Annotated in this window: 17 protein-coding genes; 4 read left to right on the forward strand and 13 right to left on the reverse strand. The window is 74.2% G+C overall.

Annotated features, from left to right (window positions below; genetic code table 11):
- Positions 1 to 127: 127 nt before the first annotated feature.
- The 4 genes from dnaG to ACFU9E_RS29940 form a co-directional block, all read right to left on the reverse strand.
- Positions 128 to 2,035 (reverse strand): DNA primase, encoded by a 1,908-nt coding sequence (gene dnaG, locus ACFU9E_RS29925; protein ID WP_380682427.1) that lies wholly within the window; start codon positions 2,033 to 2,035, stop codon positions 128 to 130.
- A gap of 52 nt (positions 2,036 to 2,087) precedes the next feature.
- Positions 2,088 to 3,404 (reverse strand): deoxyguanosinetriphosphate triphosphohydrolase, encoded by a 1,317-nt coding sequence (locus tag ACFU9E_RS29930; RefSeq protein ID WP_380682428.1) that lies wholly within the window; start codon positions 3,402 to 3,404, stop codon positions 2,088 to 2,090.
- A gap of 141 nt (positions 3,405 to 3,545) precedes the next feature.
- A complete protein-coding gene (locus ACFU9E_RS29935; protein WP_380682429.1) occupies positions 3,546 to 4,583 on the reverse strand; it encodes an SGNH/GDSL hydrolase family protein in 1,038 nt (345 codons plus the stop codon).
- Positions 4,584 to 4,747: 164 nt separating this feature from the next.
- Positions 4,748 to 5,692, reverse strand: a complete 945-nt coding sequence (locus ACFU9E_RS29940) for a PAC2 family protein (RefSeq protein WP_380682430.1) — start codon at positions 5,690 to 5,692, stop codon at positions 4,748 to 4,750.
- Between the two features lie 739 nt (positions 5,693 to 6,431).
- On the opposite strand from ACFU9E_RS29940, the gene ACFU9E_RS29945 reads away from it, so the two are divergent.
- Positions 6,432 to 7,160, forward strand: a complete 729-nt coding sequence (locus ACFU9E_RS29945; RefSeq protein ID WP_344325279.1) for a GNAT family protein — start codon at positions 6,432 to 6,434, stop codon at positions 7,158 to 7,160.
- A gap of 81 nt (positions 7,161 to 7,241) precedes the next feature.
- Here ACFU9E_RS29945 and ACFU9E_RS29950 read toward each other — a convergent pair whose 3' ends face one another.
- Positions 7,242 to 8,495 carry an ADP-ribosylglycohydrolase family protein gene (locus tag ACFU9E_RS29950; protein WP_380682431.1) on the reverse strand — a complete coding sequence of 418 codons (1,254 nt, stop codon included), beginning with the start codon at positions 8,493 to 8,495 and terminating at the stop codon, positions 7,242 to 7,244.
- Between the two features lie 109 nt (positions 8,496 to 8,604).
- Between ACFU9E_RS29950 and ACFU9E_RS29955 the strand changes: the two genes are divergently transcribed.
- On the forward strand, positions 8,605 to 9,606 hold the full coding sequence (locus ACFU9E_RS29955; RefSeq protein ID WP_380682432.1) for a hypothetical protein: 1,002 nt from the start codon (positions 8,605 to 8,607) through the stop codon (positions 9,604 to 9,606).
- A 16-nt stretch (positions 9,607 to 9,622) separates the two neighbouring features.
- Here ACFU9E_RS29955 and ACFU9E_RS29960 read toward each other — a convergent pair whose 3' ends face one another.
- The 7 genes from ACFU9E_RS29960 to ACFU9E_RS29990 form a co-directional block, all read right to left on the reverse strand.
- A complete protein-coding gene (locus ACFU9E_RS29960) occupies positions 9,623 to 9,787 on the reverse strand; it encodes a hypothetical protein (protein ID WP_380682433.1) in 165 nt (54 codons plus the stop codon).
- A 42-nt stretch (positions 9,788 to 9,829) separates the two neighbouring features.
- The gene (locus tag ACFU9E_RS29965; protein WP_380682434.1) at positions 9,830 to 10,372 is read right to left on the reverse strand and encodes a ribonuclease domain-containing protein; all 543 of its coding nucleotides are present in this window, start codon (positions 10,370 to 10,372) and stop codon (positions 9,830 to 9,832) included.
- 243 nt (positions 10,373 to 10,615) lie between these two features.
- A complete protein-coding gene (ppdK, locus tag ACFU9E_RS29970) occupies positions 10,616 to 13,324 on the reverse strand; it encodes a pyruvate, phosphate dikinase (protein WP_380682435.1) in 2,709 nt (902 codons plus the stop codon).
- 564 nt (positions 13,325 to 13,888) lie between these two features.
- Positions 13,889 to 14,962: a tRNA dihydrouridine synthase DusB gene (dusB, locus tag ACFU9E_RS29975; RefSeq protein ID WP_380682442.1), complete on the reverse strand. Its 1,074-nt coding sequence runs from the start codon at positions 14,960 to 14,962 to the stop codon at positions 13,889 to 13,891.
- A 377-nt stretch (positions 14,963 to 15,339) separates the two neighbouring features.
- Positions 15,340 to 16,278 (reverse strand): DUF4097 family beta strand repeat-containing protein, encoded by a 939-nt coding sequence (locus ACFU9E_RS29980; protein WP_380682436.1) that lies wholly within the window; start codon positions 16,276 to 16,278, stop codon positions 15,340 to 15,342.
- A complete protein-coding gene (locus ACFU9E_RS29985) occupies positions 16,275 to 16,919 on the reverse strand; it encodes a response regulator (protein ID WP_380682437.1) in 645 nt (214 codons plus the stop codon). The genes ACFU9E_RS29980 and ACFU9E_RS29985 overlap by 4 nt, the downstream gene beginning before the upstream one ends.
- Entirely contained in the window at positions 16,907 to 18,136 is a 1,230-nt protein-coding gene (locus tag ACFU9E_RS29990; RefSeq protein ID WP_380682438.1) for a histidine kinase, read from the reverse strand. The genes ACFU9E_RS29985 and ACFU9E_RS29990 overlap by 13 nt, the downstream gene beginning before the upstream one ends.
- Positions 18,137 to 18,270: 134 nt before the next feature.
- Between ACFU9E_RS29990 and ACFU9E_RS29995 the strand changes: the two genes are divergently transcribed.
- The gene (locus ACFU9E_RS29995; protein ID WP_380682439.1) at positions 18,271 to 18,978 is read left to right on the forward strand and encodes a hypothetical protein; all 708 of its coding nucleotides are present in this window, start codon (positions 18,271 to 18,273) and stop codon (positions 18,976 to 18,978) included.
- 377 nt (positions 18,979 to 19,355) lie between these two features.
- Here ACFU9E_RS29995 and ACFU9E_RS30000 read toward each other — a convergent pair whose 3' ends face one another.
- A complete protein-coding gene (locus ACFU9E_RS30000; RefSeq protein WP_380682440.1) occupies positions 19,356 to 20,339 on the reverse strand; it encodes a helix-turn-helix transcriptional regulator in 984 nt (327 codons plus the stop codon).
- Positions 20,340 to 20,439: 100 nt separating this feature from the next.
- Between ACFU9E_RS30000 and ACFU9E_RS30005 the strand changes: the two genes are divergently transcribed.
- Positions 20,440 to 21,897: an MFS transporter gene (locus ACFU9E_RS30005; RefSeq protein WP_380682441.1), complete on the forward strand. Its 1,458-nt coding sequence runs from the start codon at positions 20,440 to 20,442 to the stop codon at positions 21,895 to 21,897.
- Positions 21,898 to 22,019: the final 122 nt, after the last annotated feature.

The raw sequence follows: 22,019 nt of genomic DNA on the forward strand, positions 1-22,019 counted from the left end.
GGCGCGACTCTGGCGGACCCGCGCTGAACGGAGACAGGACGTCCTCCAGTGTGGGGCACGCCACACTCCGTGGCCGATACTCGTGCGCGGACTTTCTGAACGCGCTCCTGCAAGCGCCCGCGAGCCCCTACAACGCGGCGGCGCCACCGCTGCGCAGCGACTGCCCGTACTGCTGGAGCTGCCACAGCTCGGTCTGCACCGCGTGCAGTTCCTCGGGGGCGGCCCGGTTGCCCAGCCGCTGGAGGTGGGCGCGGACCTCGTCGACCCGCCGGTCCACGGCCAGCAGCCGCAGCTTGACCAGGAACTCGCCCGCGTAGACGGCGTCCGCCTTGCGGCGCGAGCGCACCGGCTCCACGGTCAGCTCGGTGACCAGCGAGCGCACCCGGTCGTCCGGGCAGGCCTCGCGCACCACGGTGGTGAAGTCGGCCAGCGCGGCCCCGTACGCGGCGCCGCCGGCCTGGCCGATCGCACGGCGCACGGCGGTGTACGGCGGCGTCGGGAACTCGTCCTCGCCGTAGTTGTCGAAGGCCGGCGCGACCAGGTCCGGGTGTTGCAGGGCCAGCTTGAGCAGCTCGCGCTCGACGAACTGCGCCGGGTCGCGCGGGTTGAGCACGAAGGCGGGCCGGGCCGGGCGGGCCTGCTGGGCCGGCTCGGGCCGGCGCTGCTGGCCGTTGGCGCGCGGGTTCTGCCGGCGCTCGCGGTCCCAGCGGGCCAGCTGGGAGACCCGGCGGACCACGAACGGCTCGTCCAGGATGCCGAGCATGCCGGCCAGCCGGACGGCGTACTCGTGCTGGATCGAGCGGTCCTTGATCTTGGCGACGATCGGCGCCGCCTCCTCCAGCGCCGCCGACCGGCCCTCCGGGGTGTCCACCCGGTGCTTGGCGACGACCGAGTTCAGCGCGAACTCGAAGAGCGGGACGGGGTTGTCGATCAGCTCGCGGACCGCGTCGTCGCCCTTGGCCAGGCGCAGGTCGCAGGGGTCCATGCCGCCGGGGCTGACCGCGATGGAGGTCTTGGCGGCGAACTTCTGGTCGTCCTCGAAGGCGCGCAGCGCGGCCTTCTGACCGGCCGCGTCGCCGTCGAAGGTGAAGACGGTCTCGCCGCGGTACTGGGAGGTGTCCATCAGCAGCCGGCGGATGATCTTGATGTGGTCCTCGGCGAAGGCCGTGCCGCAGGTGGCCACCGCGGTGGTGACCCCGGCCAGGTGGCAGGCCATCACATCGGTGTAGCCCTCGACCACGACCGCCCGGCCCGACTTGGCGATCTCCTTCTTCGCCAGGTCGATGCCGTAGAGCACGTGCGACTTCTTGTAGATCGGCGTCTCGGGGGTGTTGAGGTACTTCGGTCCGTTGTCGTCCTCGCGCAGCCGCCGGGCGCCGAAGCCGATCACCTCACCCGCGATGTCCCGGATCGGCCAGACCAGCCGACCCCGGAACCGGTCGATCAGACCGCCGCGCTGGCCCTGCGAGGCCAGGCCGCCGAGCAGGATCTCCTTGTCGCTGAACCCCTTGCCGCGCAGGTAGCGGACCAGGTGCTCCCAGCCGGCCGGGGCGTAGCCGACGCCGAAGGTCTTCGCGGCCTCCTCGTCGAAGCCGCGCTCGGCCAGGAAGCGGCGGCCGATCTCGGCCTCGGGCGAGGCGAGCTGCTCCTGGTACCAGGCGGCGGCCACCTTGTGCGCCTCGACCAGGCGGGTGCGCTCGCCCTGCTGGTGGCGGGGGCTGTAGCCGCCCTCCTCGTAGCGCAGGGTGATGCCCGCCTGGGCGGCCATCCGCTCGACGGCCTCGGCGAAGGTGAAGTGCTCGATCTTCATCAGGAAGGCGATGGTGTCGCCGTTCTCCTGGCAGCCGAAGCAGTGGAAGACGCCCTTGGACGGGTTGACGTAGAAGGAGGCGGACTTCTCGTCGTGGAAGGGACAGACGCCCTTGTACTCGCCACCGCCACCGTTGGTCAGCTGTACGTAGTCGCCGACCACGGCGTCGATCGGCAGTGCGCTCCGCACCGCCTGCACGTCTTCGTCCCTGATCCGCCCGGCCACCCCGGAAGTCTACTGGGGCGACCGGGCCGGACGGCGGGGCGAGCGACCCGGGTCAGGTCCGGGCCGGGCCGACCAGCCGGGAGTGCAGGGCCAGCGCCGAGGCGTCGGTGAGGGTGGCGATCTGGTCGATCACGGTGCGCAGCGCGGCCCCGTCGTCCTCCGCCTCGCGGTACATCGCGGCGAAGACCGGGTCCAGCGCCTCGGGGGCGCGCCGGCCCAGGACCTCGGCCAGCTCGGCGATCACGATCCGCTGCCGGGCCCTCAGCTGGGCCTGCTCGTCGCGCTGCATCACGTACCGGACGGCGACCGCCTTGAGCACCGCGCACTCCAGCCGGACCTCGCGCGGCACCACCAGCTCGGCCGCGTACCGGGTGAGCCGGCCGGGGCCGTAGCGGGCCCGGGTGGCCTGCTCGGCGGCCAGGCAGAACCGGCCGATCAGCTGGCTGGTGAGGTCCTTGAGCCCGGAGCGGGCGCGGGCCGTGCCGTCGTAGGACTCGGGCCACCACTCCTGGGCGAGCAGCCGGTCCAGGGCGGCGGCCAGCTCCTCGGGCCCGGCGTCCCGGGCGTAGCGCTCGGCGACCTTGAACAGCTCGGCGCGCTCGCCCGGGGCGCGCAGCGCGGCCGGGTCGATGTGGCCGGCCTGGAGGCCGTCCTCGACGTCGTGGGTCGAGTAGGCGACGTCGTCGGACCAGTCCATGACGGTGGCCTCGAAGCACTTGCGCCCGGGCGGGGACCCGGCCCGCATCCAGCGGAAGACCGCCAGGTCGTCGGCGTAGACGCCGTACTTGGGCGAGGCCGGGTCGGTGGGGTGGGCGCCGTGCGTCCAGGGGTACTTGGTGGCGGCGTCCAGGGCGGCGCGGGTCAGGTTGAGGCCCACGCTGCGGCCCGGCCAGGGGGCCAGCCGGGCGGGCGCCTCGTCCTGCGGGGCGAAGCGCTTGGGCTCCAGGCGGGTCAGGATGCGCAGCGACTGCGCGTTGCCCTCGAAGCCGCCGCAGGCCTCGGCGGCCTGGTCGAGCGCCTCCTCACCGGTGTGGCCGAACGGCGGGTGGCCGATGTCGTGGGCCAGGCAGGCGGTCTCGACGAGGTCCGGGTCGCAGCCGAGGGCGGCGCCCAGCTCGCGGCCGACCTGGGCGCACTCCAGCGAGTGGGTCAGCCGGGTGCGCGGGAAGTCGCTGCGCATCGGGGCGACCACCTGGGTGGTGCCGGCGAGCCGGCGCAGGGCGGCGGAGTGGAGCACGCGGGCGCGGTCGCGCTGGAACGCCGTACGGCCGGGGCGCTTGTCCGGTTCGGGTACCCAGCGGGCCTCGGCGGCGTGATCGTACGGCGTCGGGGCCGGGGCTGCGGTGAGGCGGTGCGCGGTGTCGTCCATATGACCCTCACCGTACGCCGCGGCGGTGACAGCGGAAGTGTGCCGCGCGCTACGGCGCGCGGGCCGGGGCGTGAACCCTTGGCCGCGCGCCGTAGGCCCCCAGCGTGGGCCCGGAGGGGCTGTCTCCGGCTCCGGCCGGGGTCAGCCCCGGACCGCCTTGAGGACGGCCTCGGCGGCGCCCTCCTGGCCCTTGGCGTTCGGGTGGATGGCCGCCAGGCCGTGTGCCGGGAACGGCGGCTCCACCCAGCGGGCGCTCTCCCCGGCGCACATGTCGTGGCCGGCCGAGGGCGCCGCGAGGTCCACGAAGACCGCCCCGGCCGCCTCCGCCCGCCGTTTGAGCATGGTGTTGAGCTGCTGCTCCTTCTCCACCAGGAAGCCCAGGTCCCCGCCCGCCACGGTGGAGCCCAGCACCGGCACGCAGCTCGCCGGGTCGGCGGGCAGCAGCGCCGGGTAGCCGACCACGTAGACCCGGGCCTGCGGGGCGCGGCGCTTGATCTCCTTCAACTGCTGGCCGAGCCGCTCGCCGGCGGCGTCGACCTTGCGCTGGACCTGGTCGCCGCCGCCGTCCGCGGCGGCGTAGGAGTCGCGGCAGGGGGCGGCGGCGCGGTCCGAGCCGACCAGACCCCTGAGCGCGTCCACCAGGTTCTCCTTGGCGCACTGGCCGACGACGTCCATGAAGCCGGCGTCGTTGCCGCCGATCCCGATGGTCACCAGGCGGGTGGCCGGGGTGAGCGCGTCCAGCTGCGGCGGGTTGCTGCCGTCGTCGGTGCTCTGGGCGCCGGTCAGGTCGCCGGTGCGGGCGCCGCTGCAGCTGACGTCGCGGAACCGGTCTCCGGAGAGGCCGAGCCCCTTGGCCACCAGGGACGGGTAGTTGACCGCCGACCGGGAGCAGCCCTTCGGCTCCGCCTCCTGCTGCGGGCTGATCTTCAGGCCGGAGGTGTAGGAGTCGCCGAGTGCCACGTACGGCCCGGTGGGTGTGGGCGTGGGCGTCGGCGTGGGTGTCGAGGTGGCCGCGGCGGCGGCCCGCGCCGGCGCGGAGCCGTCCGGAGCGGCCGCGGCGACGGTTGCGGAACCGGCCGCGGAGCCGGCGGAACCGGAGCAGCCGGCCACCAGCACGGCGGCGAGGCCGGCGCTCACCGCACCGGTGAGCGCGGCGGTCGGGCGTACGGACAGTGGCACGGGATCCCCCCGGGTAGGAGCCGGTAGCGCTTCTTCCTACGACGGCCCGTCCCCCGGGCACCGCAGGGCCCAACGGACGGGCGCGCGCTATCGATCCCGCCCGGAGCCGCGAATTTCCGCTCCGCCCGCCGCTCCGGGCTCCGCCGCGCTCCCCGCGCCGGTCGCTACTCCGGGCCTCGCTCGTGCTCGGCCAGGAACTGCTCGAAGCGCCGGCCCAGCTCGTCCGCCGACGGCAGGTCCACCGGCTCGGCCAGCAGGCTCTCCCGGTCCTCGGCGCCGGCCACCGCGTCGTACTGGCCCTCCATGCCGCGGATCGCCGAGCGCAGCTCGCCGTCCCCCTGCGCCAGCTGCTCCTCGATGTCGGCGTACACCACGTCGACCCGCTCGCGCAGCGGGGTGCCGGGCAGCACCAGCCCGGTCGCGGACTGCACCGCCTCCAGGATCATCACCGCGGCCGCCGGGTACGCCGAGCGCGCCACGTAGTGCGGCACGTGCACGGCGAAGCCCAGCACGCCGTGCCCGGCCTCGGCGAGGCGGTACTCCAGCAGCGCCTGGGCGCTGCCCGGCACCTGGGCCTGCTCGAACCACTGCGGGTAGCCCGCCGCGAGGTCCAGCCGGTTGCCGTGCGGCGTCAGGCCGACCGGGCGGGTGTGCGGCACGCCCATCGGGATGCCGTGGAAGTCGAGGGCCAGCCGCACGTCGAAGCGCTCGACCAGCTCGCGGACGGCCGCGGCGAAGCGCTCCCACTCGACGTCCGGCTCGGGCCCGCTGAGCAGCAGGAACGGTGAGCCGGCCGTGTCGTGGACGAGCTGGAGCAGGATCTCCGGCGGCTCGTAGGACGCCCAGTGCTCGCGGTCGAAGACCATCGCGGGGCGACGGGCCCGGTAGTCCACCAGACGGTCGTGGTCGAAGCGGGCCACCACCTGCGGGTCCCCCGTCTCCAGCAGGTGGGCGACCACCTGGGCGCCCGCCTCGCCGGCGTCCATGAAGCCCTCGAAGTGGTGGAGCAGCACCAGGCCGGCGCCGGTGTCCGCCAGCGCGGCCCTCGCCGTGGCCACCGCGGCCACCCCCTGCTGGTCCAGCTCGTACAGCGCCTGGGGATCACGCACCGCTCACCCACACCCCGTTTCTCTCCTCGTCGCGGTTCGCCGCGGCCGCTCCCCCGTGCGTCGGCGCGCGCGGGGGCTCGTGCCCGGCTCTCCTCGTCCAGCGTGCGGGGCGCCGCCGGAATTCCCGGCGGGGCGGGCCCGTTTGCCCGGACCGCCCGCGGCGGGCCGCCCGGCGGGCTGCTCGCGGACCGTCCGGCCGACTGCTCGGCGGGCCGGCCGGACCATGATCGCACTCACCGGAAAAGTCCCTGGTCAAGGGGGTGCGAACGGCCTCGGCGGCCCGTCCGGGCGCCGCCCCGGGGGCCATTCGTGTGCCGCGAAGTGACGCACCGACTTCTTACGGGTATCGTCCTCTCGCTGCCTCGCATCGTCGCGTCGTCGTCACGTCGTCCGTAACGCCGTCGACCACGTCCCGGACCGGTGCTCGGCCAGCCACCCACGACGCATCTTGCCTTCACCTGGCCGCCTGCTTCCCTTCGCGCTCTCGTTTCCTCTTCGGCCATCTCGCGGACGCACACTGTCCCCTCGCTCATCCCGCCGGACCGGTCCGTGGACCCGTGTCCGTTCCGGCACCGCGCTGCCCGTCTCCGGGCCGTCGCTCCCCGCCCCGCTCGACCGGCCTCCGGCGTGCGCGGGCACCGGTGGGCGCACTCGGGGCGGGGCGAACCAGTCATCGCTCGCCCGCGCCGCACCCCGGCACGGGCCAGCACCCTCCGACCGATGAAGGACCGAAGGTTCCGTGCCCGTACCTGTCATCCTCACCGGCCGCACCGTGCGGCTGGAGCCCCTCGCCGCGCACCACGCCGAGGCCATCGCCAAGGCCGGCGCCGAGGACCGTACGACCTACGCCTTCACCCCCGTCCCGCACGGCCTGGAAGCGGCCCGGGAGTACATCGCGCGCGCGCTGGCCGACCAGGCCGCCGGCCGGTCGCTGCCGTTCGCCACGGTGAACCAGGCCGACGGCCGGGTGGTGGGCTCCACCCGGTTCCTGGAACTCGACTACTGGCAGGGACCGCTGGTCTGGCCGCCGGTGCCGGGTGTGCCGTTCGGCGACCCGGACACCGCCGTCCCGGACGCCGCCGAGATCGGCAACACCTGGCTGTCCCCGCGGGCCCAGGGCACCGGCATCAACACCGAGGCCAAGCTGCTGATGCTCCGGCACGCCTTCGAGGCGTGGGGCGTGCAGCGGATCTCACTGCGCGCCGACGCCCGCAACCTGCGCTCGCGCACCGCCATCGAGCGGCTCGGGGCGACCTCCGAGGGCGTCCGCCGGGCGCACTCGCGCGGGCTGGACGGGGTGGTCCGGTCGACCGCGTTCTACTCGATCCTGGACAGCGAGTGGCCGGCCGTCCGGGACATCATCGAGCTGCGGATCGCCGCCGCCACCTCGCCGAGCGCCCCGGATCCGGCGATCAACCAGGAGTGCCTTAGACACGGCGGCGGCGCCGGGCACCTGATCACCGCCTGAGACCCGCCACCCGCTGCCCGCTGCCCGCCGTCCACCGCGGGCGGCGGGCGCGGCGGACGGCGGCCGCTGCGGGCGCGGCGGTCAGGAGGAGTAGCCCATGGCGGCCAGGCCGAGGACGTCACGGAGGTGGTCCGCTCCGAGCGGAGCCCCGACGTACCCGGGGTGTGTCTCCTCCACGGCCGACACCGGGCGCCAGCCGCCTCCCGGCACGGGTGCCACCCGGACCGCCCACGCCTCGTAGCCGGTCCAGCTGCGGTGCAGGTGGAGCACACCCTCGGCGGTGCAGGACTCCCACTTCTGCTCCATCTCCTTCGCCCGCAGGCCGTACCGGATCCGCTGCCACTGCTGCTCGCTCCAGATCACGTCCGGGACGGGGCAGGGGCGCGGCAACCGGACCGGCTTCAGGAATTCGCGGTCCGTCGCCCTCGCGACGCCGCCCGGCTCGGGGAACGCCCAGCCGGGCAGCGGCTCGCGGGCGGCCGCCCAGGCGGCCGGGATGCCGGCCGTCCCGGTGTGCGCGGCGACCACGCCGCCGGTGATCGCGGCGACGGTGTCGGCGTCCCCGCCGGCGGACACGGCTTCCCAGATCGCCGCCGGGTAGTCGGTGAGCCGGCGGGCCGCGCACCACAGCGCGTACGGGACGGTGTCGGCGGCGCTGGTCCGGCTGCCGTTGCCGAGGATCCGGGCCGCGACCACGAGGTCCGGCTCGGCGAGCAGGTCGGCCGCCTCGGTCAGGCCGTCGCGCACCGCCCCGAACGGGGTGAGGTCCCGCACCGACTCCAGGAAGCCCAGCGGCGTCATGCTCTCGCTACGGGCGCGCACGGCGTACGCCGCGGCCACGGCGACGGCGATCGCGCCGTCCACGGCCTGCGGGTGGGTGTGCGTGACCAGCGCGGTGTCGGCGGCCGGCCCGACCACCGCGCCCGGGTCGTCCGCGTACGCCGCCCCGAGCGGGGCGACCCGCATCGCGGCGCCGTTGCCGTACGAGCCCCGGCCGTCGAACTGCCCGGCGGCCAGCGCCTTCGCGTCACCGCCCTCCCTGATCAACCGCAGCAGGCGGTTGGCGGACGGGCCGTAGCCGCGGTCGAAGTCGTGCCGCCGGGCGAACGCGTGGGTGAGGTCGAACACGTCGATCTCGCCGCGCTCGGTGTGCGCGGCGTACACCGAGCACGCCATCTCGGTGTCGTCGGTCCACGGCCAGGGACCGGGCGGGAGGGTGCGGGCGGCGAGGTGGGTGCGGGCGGTGGCGGGAACGAAGAACTGGGCGCCGAGAGCGTCGCCCACGGAAAGGCCGTTGAGCGCGTCGAACGCCGGGCCGGTGTGAGGAGTTGTCATCGGGGGCAAGCCCACCCCGCCCACCGTCCCGCGTCAACCTGGTTTGACCGGGCAGCCCCCAGCGGGCGATGTTCCGCATACCCCCGACCCGGGTGGGAACCACCCGGGCATGACCAGCGCCGGCTCCCTCCTCGACCCGCTGCTGCTGCTCGGCGCCGACCAGCAGCACATCGTCACCCGCGCCCAGCTGCGCGGGCTCGGCGTGCCGTCAGGAACCATCGCGCACCGGCTGCGGGCCGGCGGGCCGTGGCAGCGGGTGCTGCCGCGGGTGATCTGCCTGCAGACCGGGCGGCTGACGGCCCACCAGCGGCTGCGGGCCGCCCTCGCCTACGCGGGGCCCAAGGGGCCGGCCGTGCCGTCCGGCGGGCAGGTGCTGCTCACCGGGGCGGCCGTGCTCGCCGACGCCGGGCTGCCCTCGGCCGGGCACCCGGCCGACCTCGCCGAGGTGGACGTGCTGATCCCCGCTCGGCGCCGGGTCGCCGACCGGGGGTTCGTGCGCATCCACCGGGCCGGCGGGGCGATGCCCGGCGGCTTCCAGCGCGACGACGGGCTCTGGAGCACCTCGGTCGCCCGGGCGCTGGCCGACCTCGCGCCCAGGGAGAGCGGACGGCACCGGTTCCGCGCCCTGTGCGCCGAGGCCGTCCAGCGCCGGCACTGCGAACTCGGCGAGCTGCTCGACCAGTTGCTCGCCCGGCCGGACGCCCGCGCGCTGCCCCGGCTGGCCGCGGTGGTGGAGGAGCTGACGGCCGGGGTGCGCTCGGTGGTCGAGGGCGAGGCACGGGACGCGGTGCGCGGCGCCGGACTGCCCGAGCCGCTCTGGAACCCGCCGCTCTACCTGGACGGACGGTTCCTGGCCGTCCCGGACGCCTACTGGCCGCAGGCCTGCGTCGCGCTGGAGATCGACTCCCGGGCCTGGCACCTGCGCCCGGCCGACCACGAGCGGAGCCTTACCCGCGCCAACCGGCTGACCGCCGCCGGCCTGCCGGTCGTCCGCACCACGCCCGTCCAGCTGCGCCGCGACCCGGGCCCGGTACTGCACGAGCTGGCGGTGCTCCTCGCGGGCGGCCCGCACGGACCGCACGCCCGGATCACCTGGCGCCGGGCCCGCTGACCGGCGCGGTCCTCCCTCACCCCTGGCCGAGCAGCTTCCGGGCCGCCGCGACGCGCTGCGCCGACCTCTCCTTGACCGCCTGCAGGCCGGCCTCGTTCCGGCCGATGAGCTGCTCCTGGTAGGCCGTCTGGACGGTGTACCAGGTGCCGAGCGACGTCCGCGCCCCCGCGCGGCGCTTCACGGTAACCCCGCCGACGGGGACGGCTGTCCGCACCCCGGGGGTTCAGCAGCGGGCGTCGATCTCCTGGAAGGTGCCGTAGTGGTCGGCGGTCCAGTACTGCTCGCCGGAGTCGCCGGTCACCACGCGGCGTGCGCCGCGGTCCCCGGAACCGGGGGTGACGACGGTGAACTCGTGGTAGTAGCCGGAGGCCTTGCGCGGGAGGCGGTTCTCCCGGTTCTCGAAGACGATGCCGTCCGAGCGGTAGGGGTACGGTCCGCCCTTGGCGATCAGGCCCAGGGTGTCGAGGGCCTGGCCGGGCAGCGTGGTGCGGCAGACGTCGGCCATCGCCGGGTCGGTCGGCACCCAGCCGGTGGCCGCGGCGCTCGGGGGCGGGGTGACCGGGGCGGAGGGCTTGGGCGCGCCGGACTTGGGCGCGGTCGGCTTGGGGGCCGACGGGCCGCTCGACGCGGCGGCCGGGCCGGTGGAGGTCGCGGCGGCCTTGGAGGTGCCGTCGCCGGTGCCGTCGGACACCACGTAGCCGACTGCGGCGGCGATCGCGCAGAGCAGGACGGCGAGGACGGTCCACAGGCGGTTCTTGCTGGTCATGCGCTCCAGCTTGGCAGTCGGCGGCCCCGCCCGCGGCCAGCCACACATGTGGCCGCCGCCACATCCGGGCGCCGGGCGGGGGAACGCGCACGGCCGGGGCGGGTACGGACGCCGTTGTCCGTTCCCACCCCGGCCGCTTCACGTACGCCGGTTCTCCTGCGCCGAGCTCCGGTGTACGCCCCTCCCCGATGGAGGGGACGCGGTCAGCGATCCGGCCGCGCCGGGGGCTCAGAGCCCCCGGCGTCAGCGCGAGTCGCTGCCCGCCGACTCGATGGCGGCGCGGCCGGCCTCAAGGCGCGCCACCGGGATCCGGAAGGGGGAGCAGGAGACGTAGTCCAGCCCCACCTGGTGGAAGAAGTGGACCGAGTCCGGGTCGCCGCCGTGCTCGCCGCAGACGCCGAGCTTGAGGTCGGGGCGGGTGGCCCGGCCGGCCTCGACGGCGTGCTTGACGAGCGAGCCGACGCCGTCGCGGTCGATGGTCTCGAAGGGCGAGACCCCGAAGATGCCCTTCTCCAGGTAGGCGGTGAAGAAGGAGGCCTCGACGTCGTCGCGGGAGAAGCCCCAGACCGTCTGGGTGAGGTCGTTGGTGCCGAAGGAGAAGAACTCGGCGGCCTCGGCGATCTGGCCGGCCGTGACGGCGGCGCGCGGCAGCTCGATCATGGTGCCCAGCTTGATGTCCAGCTGGACGCCGGTGGACTGGGCGACCTCGGCGAGCACGCGCTCGCACTCGTCGCGGACCAGCTCCAGCTCCTGGACGGTGCCGACCAGCGGGATCATGACCTCGGGGCGTGGGTCCCCGCCGGCCAGCTTGCGCTCGGCGGCGGCCTCGGCGATGGCGCGCACCTGCATGCCGAACAGGCCGGGGATGACCAGGCCCAGCCGCACGCCGCGCAGGCCGAGCATCGGGTTCTGCTCGTGCAGCTTGTGCACCGCCTGGAGCAGCCGCAGGTCGTTCTCGTTGGGGTCCTTGCGGGCCTCGGCGAGGGCGACGCGCACCGACAGCTCGGTGATGTCCGGGAGGAACTCGTGCAGCGGCGGGTCGAGCAGGCGGACGGTGACGGGCAGGCCGTCCAGCGCCTGGAAGAGCTCGACGAAGTCGCCCTTCTGCATCGGCAGCAGGGTGGAGAGCGCCTGCTCGCGGTCCTTGTCGTTGTCCGCGAGGATCAGGTGCTCGACCTCCTTGCGGCGCTCCTCGCCGAGGAACATGTGCTCGGTGCGGCACAGGCCGATGCCCTGGGCGCCGTAGCGGCGGGCGCGCGAGCCGTCCTCGGCGTTGTCGGCGTTGGCGCGCACGGCGAGCCGGCGGCGGACGTCGGCGTGCGACATCAGCCGGTGCACGGCCTGGACCAGGCCGCCCTGGACGTCGGCACCGGCGTGCAGGGTGCCCTCGAAGTACTCGACCACCGGGGAGGGCAGCACGGGGACCTCACCGAGGTAGACCTTGCCGGTCGCGCCGTCGATGGAGACGACGTCGCCCTCCTCCAGTACCAGGCCGTCGGCGGTGGTCATCCGGCGGCGCTTGGTGTCGACCTCCAGCTCCTCGGCGCCGCAGACACAGGTCTTGCCCATGCCGCGGGCGACGACGGCGGCGTGCGAGGTCTTGCCGCCGCGCGAGGTGAGGATGCCCTCGGCGGCGATCATGCCGTCCAGGTCGTCCGGGTTGGTCTCCCGGCGGACCAGGATGACCTTCTCGCCGGAGCGCGACCACTTCACGGCGGTGTAGGAGTCGAAGACGATCTTGCCGATCGCGGCGCCGGGCGAGGCGGCGAGGCCCCAGGCGATCTGCTTGGACTCGGTGTTCGGGGCGAAGCGCGGGAACATCAGCTGGGAGAGCTGACCGCCGGTGACCCGCATCAGGGCCTCGTCCAGGTCGATCAGGCCCTGGTCGACCAGCTGGACGGCGATCCGGAAGGCGGCCGCGGCGGTGCGCTTGCCGACCCGGGTCTGGAGCATCCAGAGCTTGCCGCGCTCGATGGTGAACTCGATGTCGCAGAGGTCGCGGTAGTGCTTCTCGAGCGTCTGCATGATGGTCATCAGCTCGTCGTACGACTTCTTGTCGAGCTTCTCCAGCTCCGACAGCGGCAGGGTGTTGCGGATGCCGGCGACGACGTCCTCGCCCTGGGCGTTGGACAGGTAGTCGCCGTAGACGCCCTGGGTGCCGGTGGAGGGGTCGCGGGTGAAGGCGACACCGGTGCCGGAGTCCTCGCCGAGGTTGCCGAAGACCATGGTGCAGATGTTGACCGCGGTGCCCAGGTCGTTCGGGATGCGCTCCTGGCGGCGGTAGAGCCGGGCCCGGTCGCCGTTCCAGGAGTGGAAGACGGCGTGGACGGCGAGGTCCATCTGCTCGCGCGGCTCCTGCGGGAAGGCCCGGCCGGTCTCGCGCTCGACGATGCCCTTGAACACCTCGACCAGTCGCTTCAGGTCGCCGGCGTCCAGGTCCAGGTCGTTGACGGTGCCCTTGGCGTGCTTGGCCTCGTCCAGGGCCTCCTCGAACAGCTCGCCGTCGACGCCCAGCACGGTCTTGCCGAACATCTGGACCAGGCGGCGGTAGGAGTCCCAGGCGAAGCGCTCGTTGCCGGACTGCGCGGCCAGGCCGGCCACCGAGGCGTCGGAGAGGCCGATGTTCAGGACCGTGTCCATCATGCCGGGCATGGAGAACTTGGCGCCCGAACGCACCGAGACGAGCAGCGGGTCGTCGGCCTGGCCGAGCTTCTTGCCCATCGTCTGCTCGAGGGCGTCCAGGTGGGCGCTGATCTCCTCGTGCAGGGAGGTGGGCTCGCTGCCGGTCTCCAGGAAGACCTTGCAGGCCTCGGTGGTGATGGTGAACCCCGGAGGGACCGGGAGGCCCAGGTTGGTCATCTCGGCCAGGTTCGCGCCCTTACCGCCAAGAAGATCCTTGAGGTCCTTGTTTCCTTCAGTGAAGGAGTAAACAAACTTCTGCTGGGACGCCACGGGTCGGTCTCCTCGCACACGGTTGCCCTGACGCCGGAGAACATACCCATTTCGAAGGCGCTTCCGCGCCGCCAATAGGGCGTACGTCGCCAGGATCGGCAAGTAACCCGCTAGATCGAATGCACTGAATGGCGTTCACCTCTGGTGGTGAAATCGTCCGGCTGACGCTAGCGAGTGTTCAAGTCTTGAAGGCGGCGAAACCGGAAGATCACATCACGGGGACGCACCGTAGCCACGGACCCACCGGCCTGACGGACCGGCTTGATTTCCTGCACCCTCAGCGCCCGATCCGCCGCCACTCCCCTTCGGGAAGCGATCCGCCCCCGACTTGTTCATTTCGTCCTGTCGGCCACCTCCGACCGCCAGGGTATGTGGCCAGCGTCACGGGCGCATCTCAGCGTTCGAACGTAGAGCCGCTCCGCCCATCGTCGCACTGCGTCCAGAAATGAGTCCGCTCCGTGATATCCGACTGCCAAAAAGGAGCCCTCTTGGCCAGATTGGCAAAGAGGGCTGGGCCGTAGTGGCAGTCGACCCCAAGGGGCCATTTCTGCCGAAGCGTATAGGTCAGCCGCCAGAGGTATCCGATTCGGCATCCTCGCCCGGTCGGGCACAGTCGTACGGATCGTCCAACCAGCCTTCCGGCAGGACGACCCGGTTGTTGCCGCTGGTCCGCCCGCGCGGACCGTCCGCACCGGCCGGCCAGGACTGCGACTGCTCCACCAGGGCGAGGGTTTCGGCCAGTTCGGCGAGCGAGGAGGAGTTGGCCAGCTTCACCCGCAGTTCCGAGCCCACCGAGAAGCCCTTGGTGTACCAGGCGACGTGCTTGCGGAAGTCGATCACGCCGCGGGCCTCGTCGCCCAGCCACTCGCCGAGCAGCTGCGCGTGCCGGACCATCGCCCGCGCCACGTCGGCGAAGGTCGGGCGGGCGTAGTCCACCTCGCCCTCGAAGATCGCCACCAGGTCCTTGAACAGCCACGGCCGGCCCAGGCAGCCGCGGCCGACCACCACGCCGTCGCAGCCGGTCTCGCGCATCATCCGCAGCGCGTCGTCCGCCGACCAGATGTCCCCGTTGCCGAGCACCGGGATCCCGGCCGGGACGGCCTCGCGCAGCCGGGCGATCGCCGACCAGTCGGCGGTGCCGCCGTAGTGCTGGGCGGCGGTGCGGCCGTGCAGGGCGATCGCCGAGACGCCCTCCTCGGCGCCGATCCGGCCGGCGTCCAGGAAGGTGAGGTGGTCGTCGTCGATGCCCTTGCGCATCTTCATGGTGACCGGCAGGTCACCGGCGTTGGCCACCGCCTCGCGCAGGATCTCGCGCAGCAGGTTGCGCTTGTACGGCAGCGCGGAGCCGCCGCCCTTGCGGGTCACCTTGGGGACGGGGCAGCCGAAGTTGAGGTCGATGTGGTCGGCCAGGCCCTCGTCGGCGATCATCCGGGCCGCCTTGCCGACGGTCACCGGGTCCACCCCGTACAGCTGGATCGAGCGCGGCTTCTCGCTCGGGTCGAACTTGATCAGCTGCATCGTCTTGGCGTTGCGCTCGACCAGGGCCCGGGTGGTGATCATCTCGGAGACGTAGAGGCCCTTGCCGCCGCTCTGCTCACGGCACAGGGTGCGGAACGGCGCGTTGGTGATGCCGGCCATCGGGGCCAGCACCACGGGCGGCCAGACCTCCAGCGGGCCGATGGACAGCGGCGCGAACTCGGCGCCGGCGCCGGCGGCGGGGGCGGCGGCCGGCGCCGTGGCCGACGCGGTGGTGCCGCCGTCGGCCGGGCCGGTTCCGGTGACCGTCGCGGTGGCCGTCGCGGTGCTCGGCTCGATGGGTGCGGGCGGGACTGTCATGCGCGGCTGACCTCGGGGACGGCGGGTGGGGGACTCTTCATTGTCCCCCACCCGGCCGAGCCGCCCGGGGCCCTCGTTCCCGGGCCGCCCGGCGGCGGACCGGCCCTCGCGGGCTCACCCCTCGGGGTCACTGCTCGGGGGGACTCATCGGGGTCACTGCTCGGGGTCACCCCTCGGGGTCACTGCTCGGGGGGACTCATCGGGGGTATCCATCGGGGCCACTCGTCGTCGTCGGTGTCCTTCGCGAAGACCGACACCGAGCCGGAGCTGACCGAGACCCGGATCTTGTTCGGGCTGGAGCGGTCGGCCAGCGCCGGGTCGATGTTGCCGCGCGCCAGCGGGGACGCCCCGCCGTCGAAGTCGTAGCGGGATCCCTTGGGCAGGCCCAGCGCCACCGACCCGGAGGTCACCCCGATGTCCACGATCCTCGGGACGGCGGCGAAGCCCAGTTCCATCGAACCCGAGGTCGCGGCGACGTTGACGTCCGAGGAGGTGAGGTGGCTGCCGCGTACCGAACCGGAGGTGGTGCGCACGGTCACCGGGCCGGACACGTCGGTCAGCAGGATCTCGCCCGAGGTGGAGAGCAGACTGATCTCACCCGCCACCCCCGCGACGTGGACGCTTCCACTGGACAGCTTGCCGGTCACCGCGACCCCGGGGGGCACGTCCAGCTCGATCACCGCACCGCAGCCGAAGTCCCCGACCGCCGACAGCACCTGGTCGCAGCGCATCCGGACGTCGAGCAGGTCCTGGTCGAGCTGCGTCGTGACCACCGGCATCCGGATCTTCCAGTTCAGGTACTCGCGCACCACCACCCGGCCCTCCTGCCCGTGGCGGATCCGGACCGTGGCGTTGCCCGTGTCCAGCCGCACCTTGGTCACCGCGACCGGGTAGGACCGCTCCGAGCGGGTGCGCTGCTGCACGGCCATCGCCCAGGTCTGCACGAAGCCGACGACCAGCACCACGAGGAGCGCGAGCGTGCCGAGCAGCCGCCAGATCCGGCGGCCGCGGGTGCGGCGGGCCGGCTCCGGCGCCCGCCCCCGCGCGTCGGCCGACGCCCCGCCCGGCGCCGCCCCCGCCGGCCCGGTGGCCGTCGTCCCCGCCGTCGTCATCGTCATCCCACCTCCAGGAAGCGCAGCACCGCAAGCACCCGCCGGTGGCTCTCGTCGGCGGGCGGCAGGTCGAGCTTGGCGAAGATCGAGTTGATGTGCTTGGCCACCGCGCTGTCGCTGACCACCAGGGCGGCGGCGATGGCGGCGTTCGAGCGGCCCTCGGCCATCAGCGCGAGCACGTCCCGCTCGCGCGGGGTCAGCCGCTCCAGCGGATCGCGGTGGCGGCGCACCAGCAGCTGGGCGACCACCTCCGGGTCCAGCGCGGTACCGCCCTCGGCGACCCGCTGCAGCGCGTCCACGAAGTCGTCGACGTTGGCCACCCGCTGCTTGAGCAGGTAGCCGACGCCGCTGGTGTTGCTGGTCAGCAGGTCCGCGGCGTACCGCTCCTCCACGAACTGGGAGAGCAGCAGCACCGCCACCTCCGGCCACTGCCGGCGGATCAGCAGTGCGGCCCGCACCCCCTCGTCCGTGTAGCCGGGCGGCATCCGGACGTCGGCCACCACCACCTGCGGGCGGTGCTCCTGCACCGCGGCGAGCAGTTCCTCGGCGTCCCCGACGGCGGCGGCCACCTCGTAGCCCACCGCCTCCAGGACCTTGACCAGGCCGACCCTGAGCAGGACGGAATCCTCGGCGATCACAGCACGCACGGCAACTCCACGGTGATGGTGGTCGGGCCCCCGACGGGGCTGAGCACGGACAGGGACCCGTCGACCGAGGCGGTGCGCTGGCGCAGACCGGTCAGTCCGGTGCCGCGCGAGGAGTCCGCGCCGCCCACGCCGTCGTCGCTGACGACCAGGCGCAGCCTGCCGCCGGCCGTCCGCACCGAGACGTCCGCCCGGGTGGCCCGGGCGTGCTTGGCGACGTTGGTCAGCGCCTCGGAGACGGTGAAGTAGGCGACCGCCTCGACGGTCGGGGCTATCCGCTCGGCCAGCTCGACGTCCAGCCGGACCGGCAGCGGGGCCCGGGCGGCGATCCCGGAGAGCGCCGCGTCCAGCCCGCGGTCCTCCAGGACGGCCGGGTGCAGTCCGCGGACCAGGTCGCGCAGCTCGTCGATGGCCGCCTGGGCCTCCTGGTGCGCCTCGACGATCACCTGCATCGCCTCGGGCGGGACGTCCTTGAGGGTGCGGCGGGCCAGACCGAGGTTCATGGCGAGCGAGGTGAGCCGCTGCTGGGTGCCGTCGTGCAGGTCCCGCTCGATCCGGCGGCGCTCGGCGTCGACCGCGTCGACCAGTCCGGCCCGGCTCTCGACCACTTCCTCGATCCGGTGCTCCAGCTCGGCGGTGCGGCCCGGGCCGAGCATCCGCACCGCGATCGCCTCGTCCAGCCAGGCCAGCAGGCCGGCCGCCGCGGGCAGCACCACGAGCAGCAGCAGGCCGACGACGGTGAGCGTGACGTCCAGCTTGGCCCACTGCCCGTGGACCGGTGAGCCGGCCGGCATCAGCCAGGCCCAGCCGAAGACCGTCGAGGCCGCCAGGGCCGCGCCCCAGCCGTACACGACGGTGGTCCCGGCGAGCGCGACCAACGGGCCGACCACCAGGTGGTAGCCCACCTGCCGCCAGCTGACGGCGGTCCTCAGCCTGGTGAGCAGGCCGGCCGGCATCCCGGCGTGCCGCAGCAGCGGCGGGATCTCCACCCCGCGCAGCGCGCGCAGCCGGCCGCGCTGCGCGGTGGTGAGCGGGCGGATGGAGAGCAGGATCACGCCCAGGGCGATCAGCTGCACCTTCGGGGTGACGACCAGCATCCAGGCGGGCAGGGCGAGCGGGATCCCGGCGGCGAGGAACCGGGTGTCCCGCCAGACCGCCGCCGACCACGGGGGCCTGACGGCGCTCCTGGCGAACGCGCGGCGCGGCTTCGTGGAGGGCATGGCGGACAGCCTAGAGCGAAGTGATCAAGCGTCACCATGAAGGGGGCTGCCGAGAAATGGTGAAGCTAGGTACACCCCCGATTCGGATCGGCGCACTACCGACAACACGGCCGCCGAAGACGAGTCTTGACGGCATGATGAGCAGCGCATCGAACTCCGCCACCCCGCCGCACGGACGGCGTCCGGCCCACGGCACCGCCTCGGCCGCCGTCGCCGCCGCCGTCGTCCAGGCCGAGGGCCGGCTGCCGGTCGGGCCGGGCGGCTTCTTCGGCGGGTTCGGCGGGCCCGACCTGCTCGACTTCGACGGGTTCGAGCCGCCGGTCGGCCCGGTCGCGCCGGTCGGGCCGTGGTCGGTGCGCAGCGTTCCGGCCGGGCGTGGGCGGGCGGCGCTGGAGGTGTACGAGCACGGCGAGCTGGTGGACGTGGTGGTCGCCGCCCGGCTCGGCCGCGGGTTGCTGCGCGGCGCCCGCGCCTGGACCGCTGCCGGTACCGGTGCCGGTGCGCGGACGGGCGGGCGGCGGCGCACCCGGCACGGGCTCGCCTGGGGGCGGCTGCCCAGCGGTGCCGCCGCCCCGGCCGTCGGGTTCACCGGCGGGCGGCTGCTCCGGCTGCCGGGGCGGCCCGCGCCGGTGGTCGTGGCGGGCGAGGTGGTCACCGTCGCCGGGGAGTTCTGGCTCGCCTGGGCCGAGGGCGTCTTCGACGGCGTGCTCGTCGAGCCGGCCGGCGGGGCCGGGTCCGAGCGGTCCCCGCTGACCCGGGTGCGCGCCGTCCGCGCCGTCCGCGACGCCCGCGCGACCCGCGACGCCCGCGCCCTCGTGACGGAGCCGGAGGACGTCCGATGAGCACCGCCGTCCTGTCCGCCCGCCCCGCCCTCCCGTCGCTCGCCCCGGTCGCCGCGCGGGTGCCCGTCTTCGCCGCCTTCGCGCTGCTGCCCTGGGTCGCGGTGCTCGCGGCCGCCGGCGAGACGGCGTGGGTCGTCCTCGACCTCTGTCAGTTCGCCGCCCTGCTCCGGCTGGACGCCGTGCTGCGCCACCGCCGGCCGGGCGCCGTCGTGCCCGCCGCCGTGGTCGCCCTGCTGCTCGCCGGCGACGCCCTGGTCGACATCGCCACGGCCGCCCCGGGCGCCGAGGCGCTCGCCGCGCTGATGATGGCGAGCTGCGTCGAACTCCCGCTCGCCGCACTCTGCCTGGCGCTCGGGCTGGCCCGCCCCCGGCGGCCGTCAGCGGGCCGGCACCGCCGGGGCCGGCGTCGCGGCGCCGGCCGACGGCAGCCCGGTGGGCAGCCGGGTCACCAGCGCGGCGGTCTCCTCGTCCTTCGGGGTGTAGACGACCATCCGCGGCCCCTGCGACGGCCCCAGCCAGAAGCTCGTGTAGTCGAAGCGCAGCAGGCCCACCTCCGGGAGCAGGAAGCGCTTCAGGCCGTTCCCCGGCCGCAGCACGTCGTGCCGCTGCCAGGCCTCGTCGAACGCCGGGGAGGCCTGGCGCAGCCGGCCGAGCAGCGTCCGCCAGGCGGGCTCGCCCCCGTGGTCGCCCATCCCGGAGCGGAACCGGGCCACCATGACCTCGCGCTCGTCCTCGTGGTCCACCAGCACGTCACGGAAGCGCGAGGGGGTGAACGCCAGCCACATCAGGTTGCGGTCCTCCGGGGGCAGCGCCTCCAGGTCGCCGACGATCCCGGTGTACTGGGCGTTGCAGGCCAGCACGTCGTAGCGGGAGTTGATCACCGCGGCCGGGTAGGGCGCCATCCGGTCCAGGGTCAGCCGGATGCTCGGGGTCACGGTCAGACACTCCCGCACCGGCACCGGGTCCTCCGCCCCGGCCAGCGTGAACAGATGGGCCCGCTCGCTCGGGTCGAGCAGCAGGGCGCGCGCCACGGCGTCCAGCACCTGGACGGACACCTGGATCTCGCGCCCCTGCTCCAGCCATGTGTACCAGGTGACGCCGACGGCGGCGAGCTGCGCCACCTCCTCGCGGCGCAGCCCCGGCGTGCGCCGCCGGCCGGTCAGCGGCAGCCCCACCTGCTCGGGGGTGATCCGCTCCCGGCGGTTGCGGAGGAACGCCGCCAGCTGCTGCCGCCGCGGATCGGCGGGCGCCTTGCCGGTGGTTTCCACGACGGTGGTTTCCACGACGGTGGATCCGGCGATGGTGGATCCGGCGACGGTGTTGACCGCGGCCGCGCTTCCCGTGACGGTGGTCAGACTCATTCCACCAGGATGCGCCACTCGCCATCCTGTTTCCAGGTACTTCTTATACCCGGATAAGCACACTCTGGTACCAGGGTGTGACGCGGCGGATCGTAGGACCGTGCCCCAGCAACTGACCGCCACCAGGCCCCTCGCGCCCGCTTCCTCAGCCACCTCCTCCGCCCACTCCGCCTCCGGCCCCTCCCTCGGCACCGCCGGACTGGTCACCGTCCTGCTCGGGGCGTTCCTCCCGATGCTGGACTTCTTCATCGTCAACGTCGCGCTGCCGACCATCGACCACGACCTCGCCGCCGGCCCCGCCGTGCTGGAGCTGGTCGCCGCCGGGTACGGCATCGCCTTTGCCGTCCTGCTGGTCCTCGGCGGCCGGCTGGGCGACATCTTCGGCCGCCGCCGCCTCTTCTTCGCCGGGGCCGCCGCCTTCGCCGTGACCTCGCTCGCCTGCGGACTCGCCCCCGACGCCTGGTCCCTGGTCGCCGCCCGGGCCGCCCAGGGCGCGTCGGCCGCCCTGCTCATCCCGCAGGTGCTCGGCACCATCACCGCCGCCACCCACGGTGCCCGGCGCGGCCGGGCACTCTCGGTCTACGGCGCGGTCGGCGGCATCTCGGTGGTCATCGGCCAGGTGCTCGGCGGCATGCTGGTCGCCGCCGACCTCTTCGGCAGCGGCTGGCGCTCGGTCTTCCTGCTGAACGTCCCCTTCGCCCTGCTGGCCCTCGTGCTCGCCCTGCGCTTCGTCCCGGAGAGCCGCGCCGAGCAGGCCGTCAGGATCGACATCGCGGGCACCCTCCTGCTCACCGCCGCCCTGCTCTCCCTGCTCGTCCCGCTGATGGAGGGCCGCGCCGCCGGCTGGCCGCTCTGGTCCTGGGTGCTGCTCGCGCTGTTCCCCGTGCTCGCCACCGCCTTCGCCCTGGTCGAACGCCGGGCCGAGCGCCGCGGTGACACCCCGCTGGTGCCGCCCACCCTGCTGCGCATCCCCGAGATGCGGCGCGGCCTCGGCATCGCGCTGCCCTACTTCGGCGGGTTCGGCGGCTTCATGTTCGTCATCGCGGTCTCCCTCCAGCAGGGCCTGCACCTCGGCCCGGTCGCGGCCGGGTGGGCACTGGTCCCGATGGCGGTCGGCTACTTCACCGCCTCCCTCTCCGGCCCCCGGCTGATCGGCCGCTTCGGCAGCCGGGTGCTGACCGCCGGCGCCGCTGTCCAGGCCACCGGCCTCGCCACCCTGGCCCTCACCGTGCTCGCCGACCCGGACGGCTTCTCCCCGCTGCGGATGGCCCCGGGCGTCGCCCTCGCCGGCATCGGCCAGGGGCTGATCGGCACCCCGCTGTTCCGCGTCGTCCTCTCCAAGGTCCCCGCCGACCGGGCGGGCGTCGGCAGCGGGGTCCTCGCCACCAGCCAGCAGTCCAGCCTCGCCCTGGGCGTCGCCACCCTGGGCTCCCTCTACCTGGCCCTCTCCCCCACCCTCGGCATGGCCCACGCGCTCGCGCTCTGCCTGGGCATCCAGCTCCTGGGCTCGTTCACCATCTTCTACCTGACCACCCGGCTGCCCCGTTCCATCGGCTGACGGCCGGGCCGCCTGGGTCCCCGGTTCCGTGGGGGGGGCCCCCCCCCCCCCGGGGGGGCCCCCCCCCCCCCCCCCCCCACCCCCCCCCCCCCCCCCCCCCCCCCCCAACCCCCCCCGGGTGA

The organism is Kitasatospora sp. NPDC057595, from assembly GCF_042800875.1.
Classification (GTDB): Bacteria; Actinomycetota; Actinomycetes; order Streptomycetales; family Streptomycetaceae; genus Kitasatospora.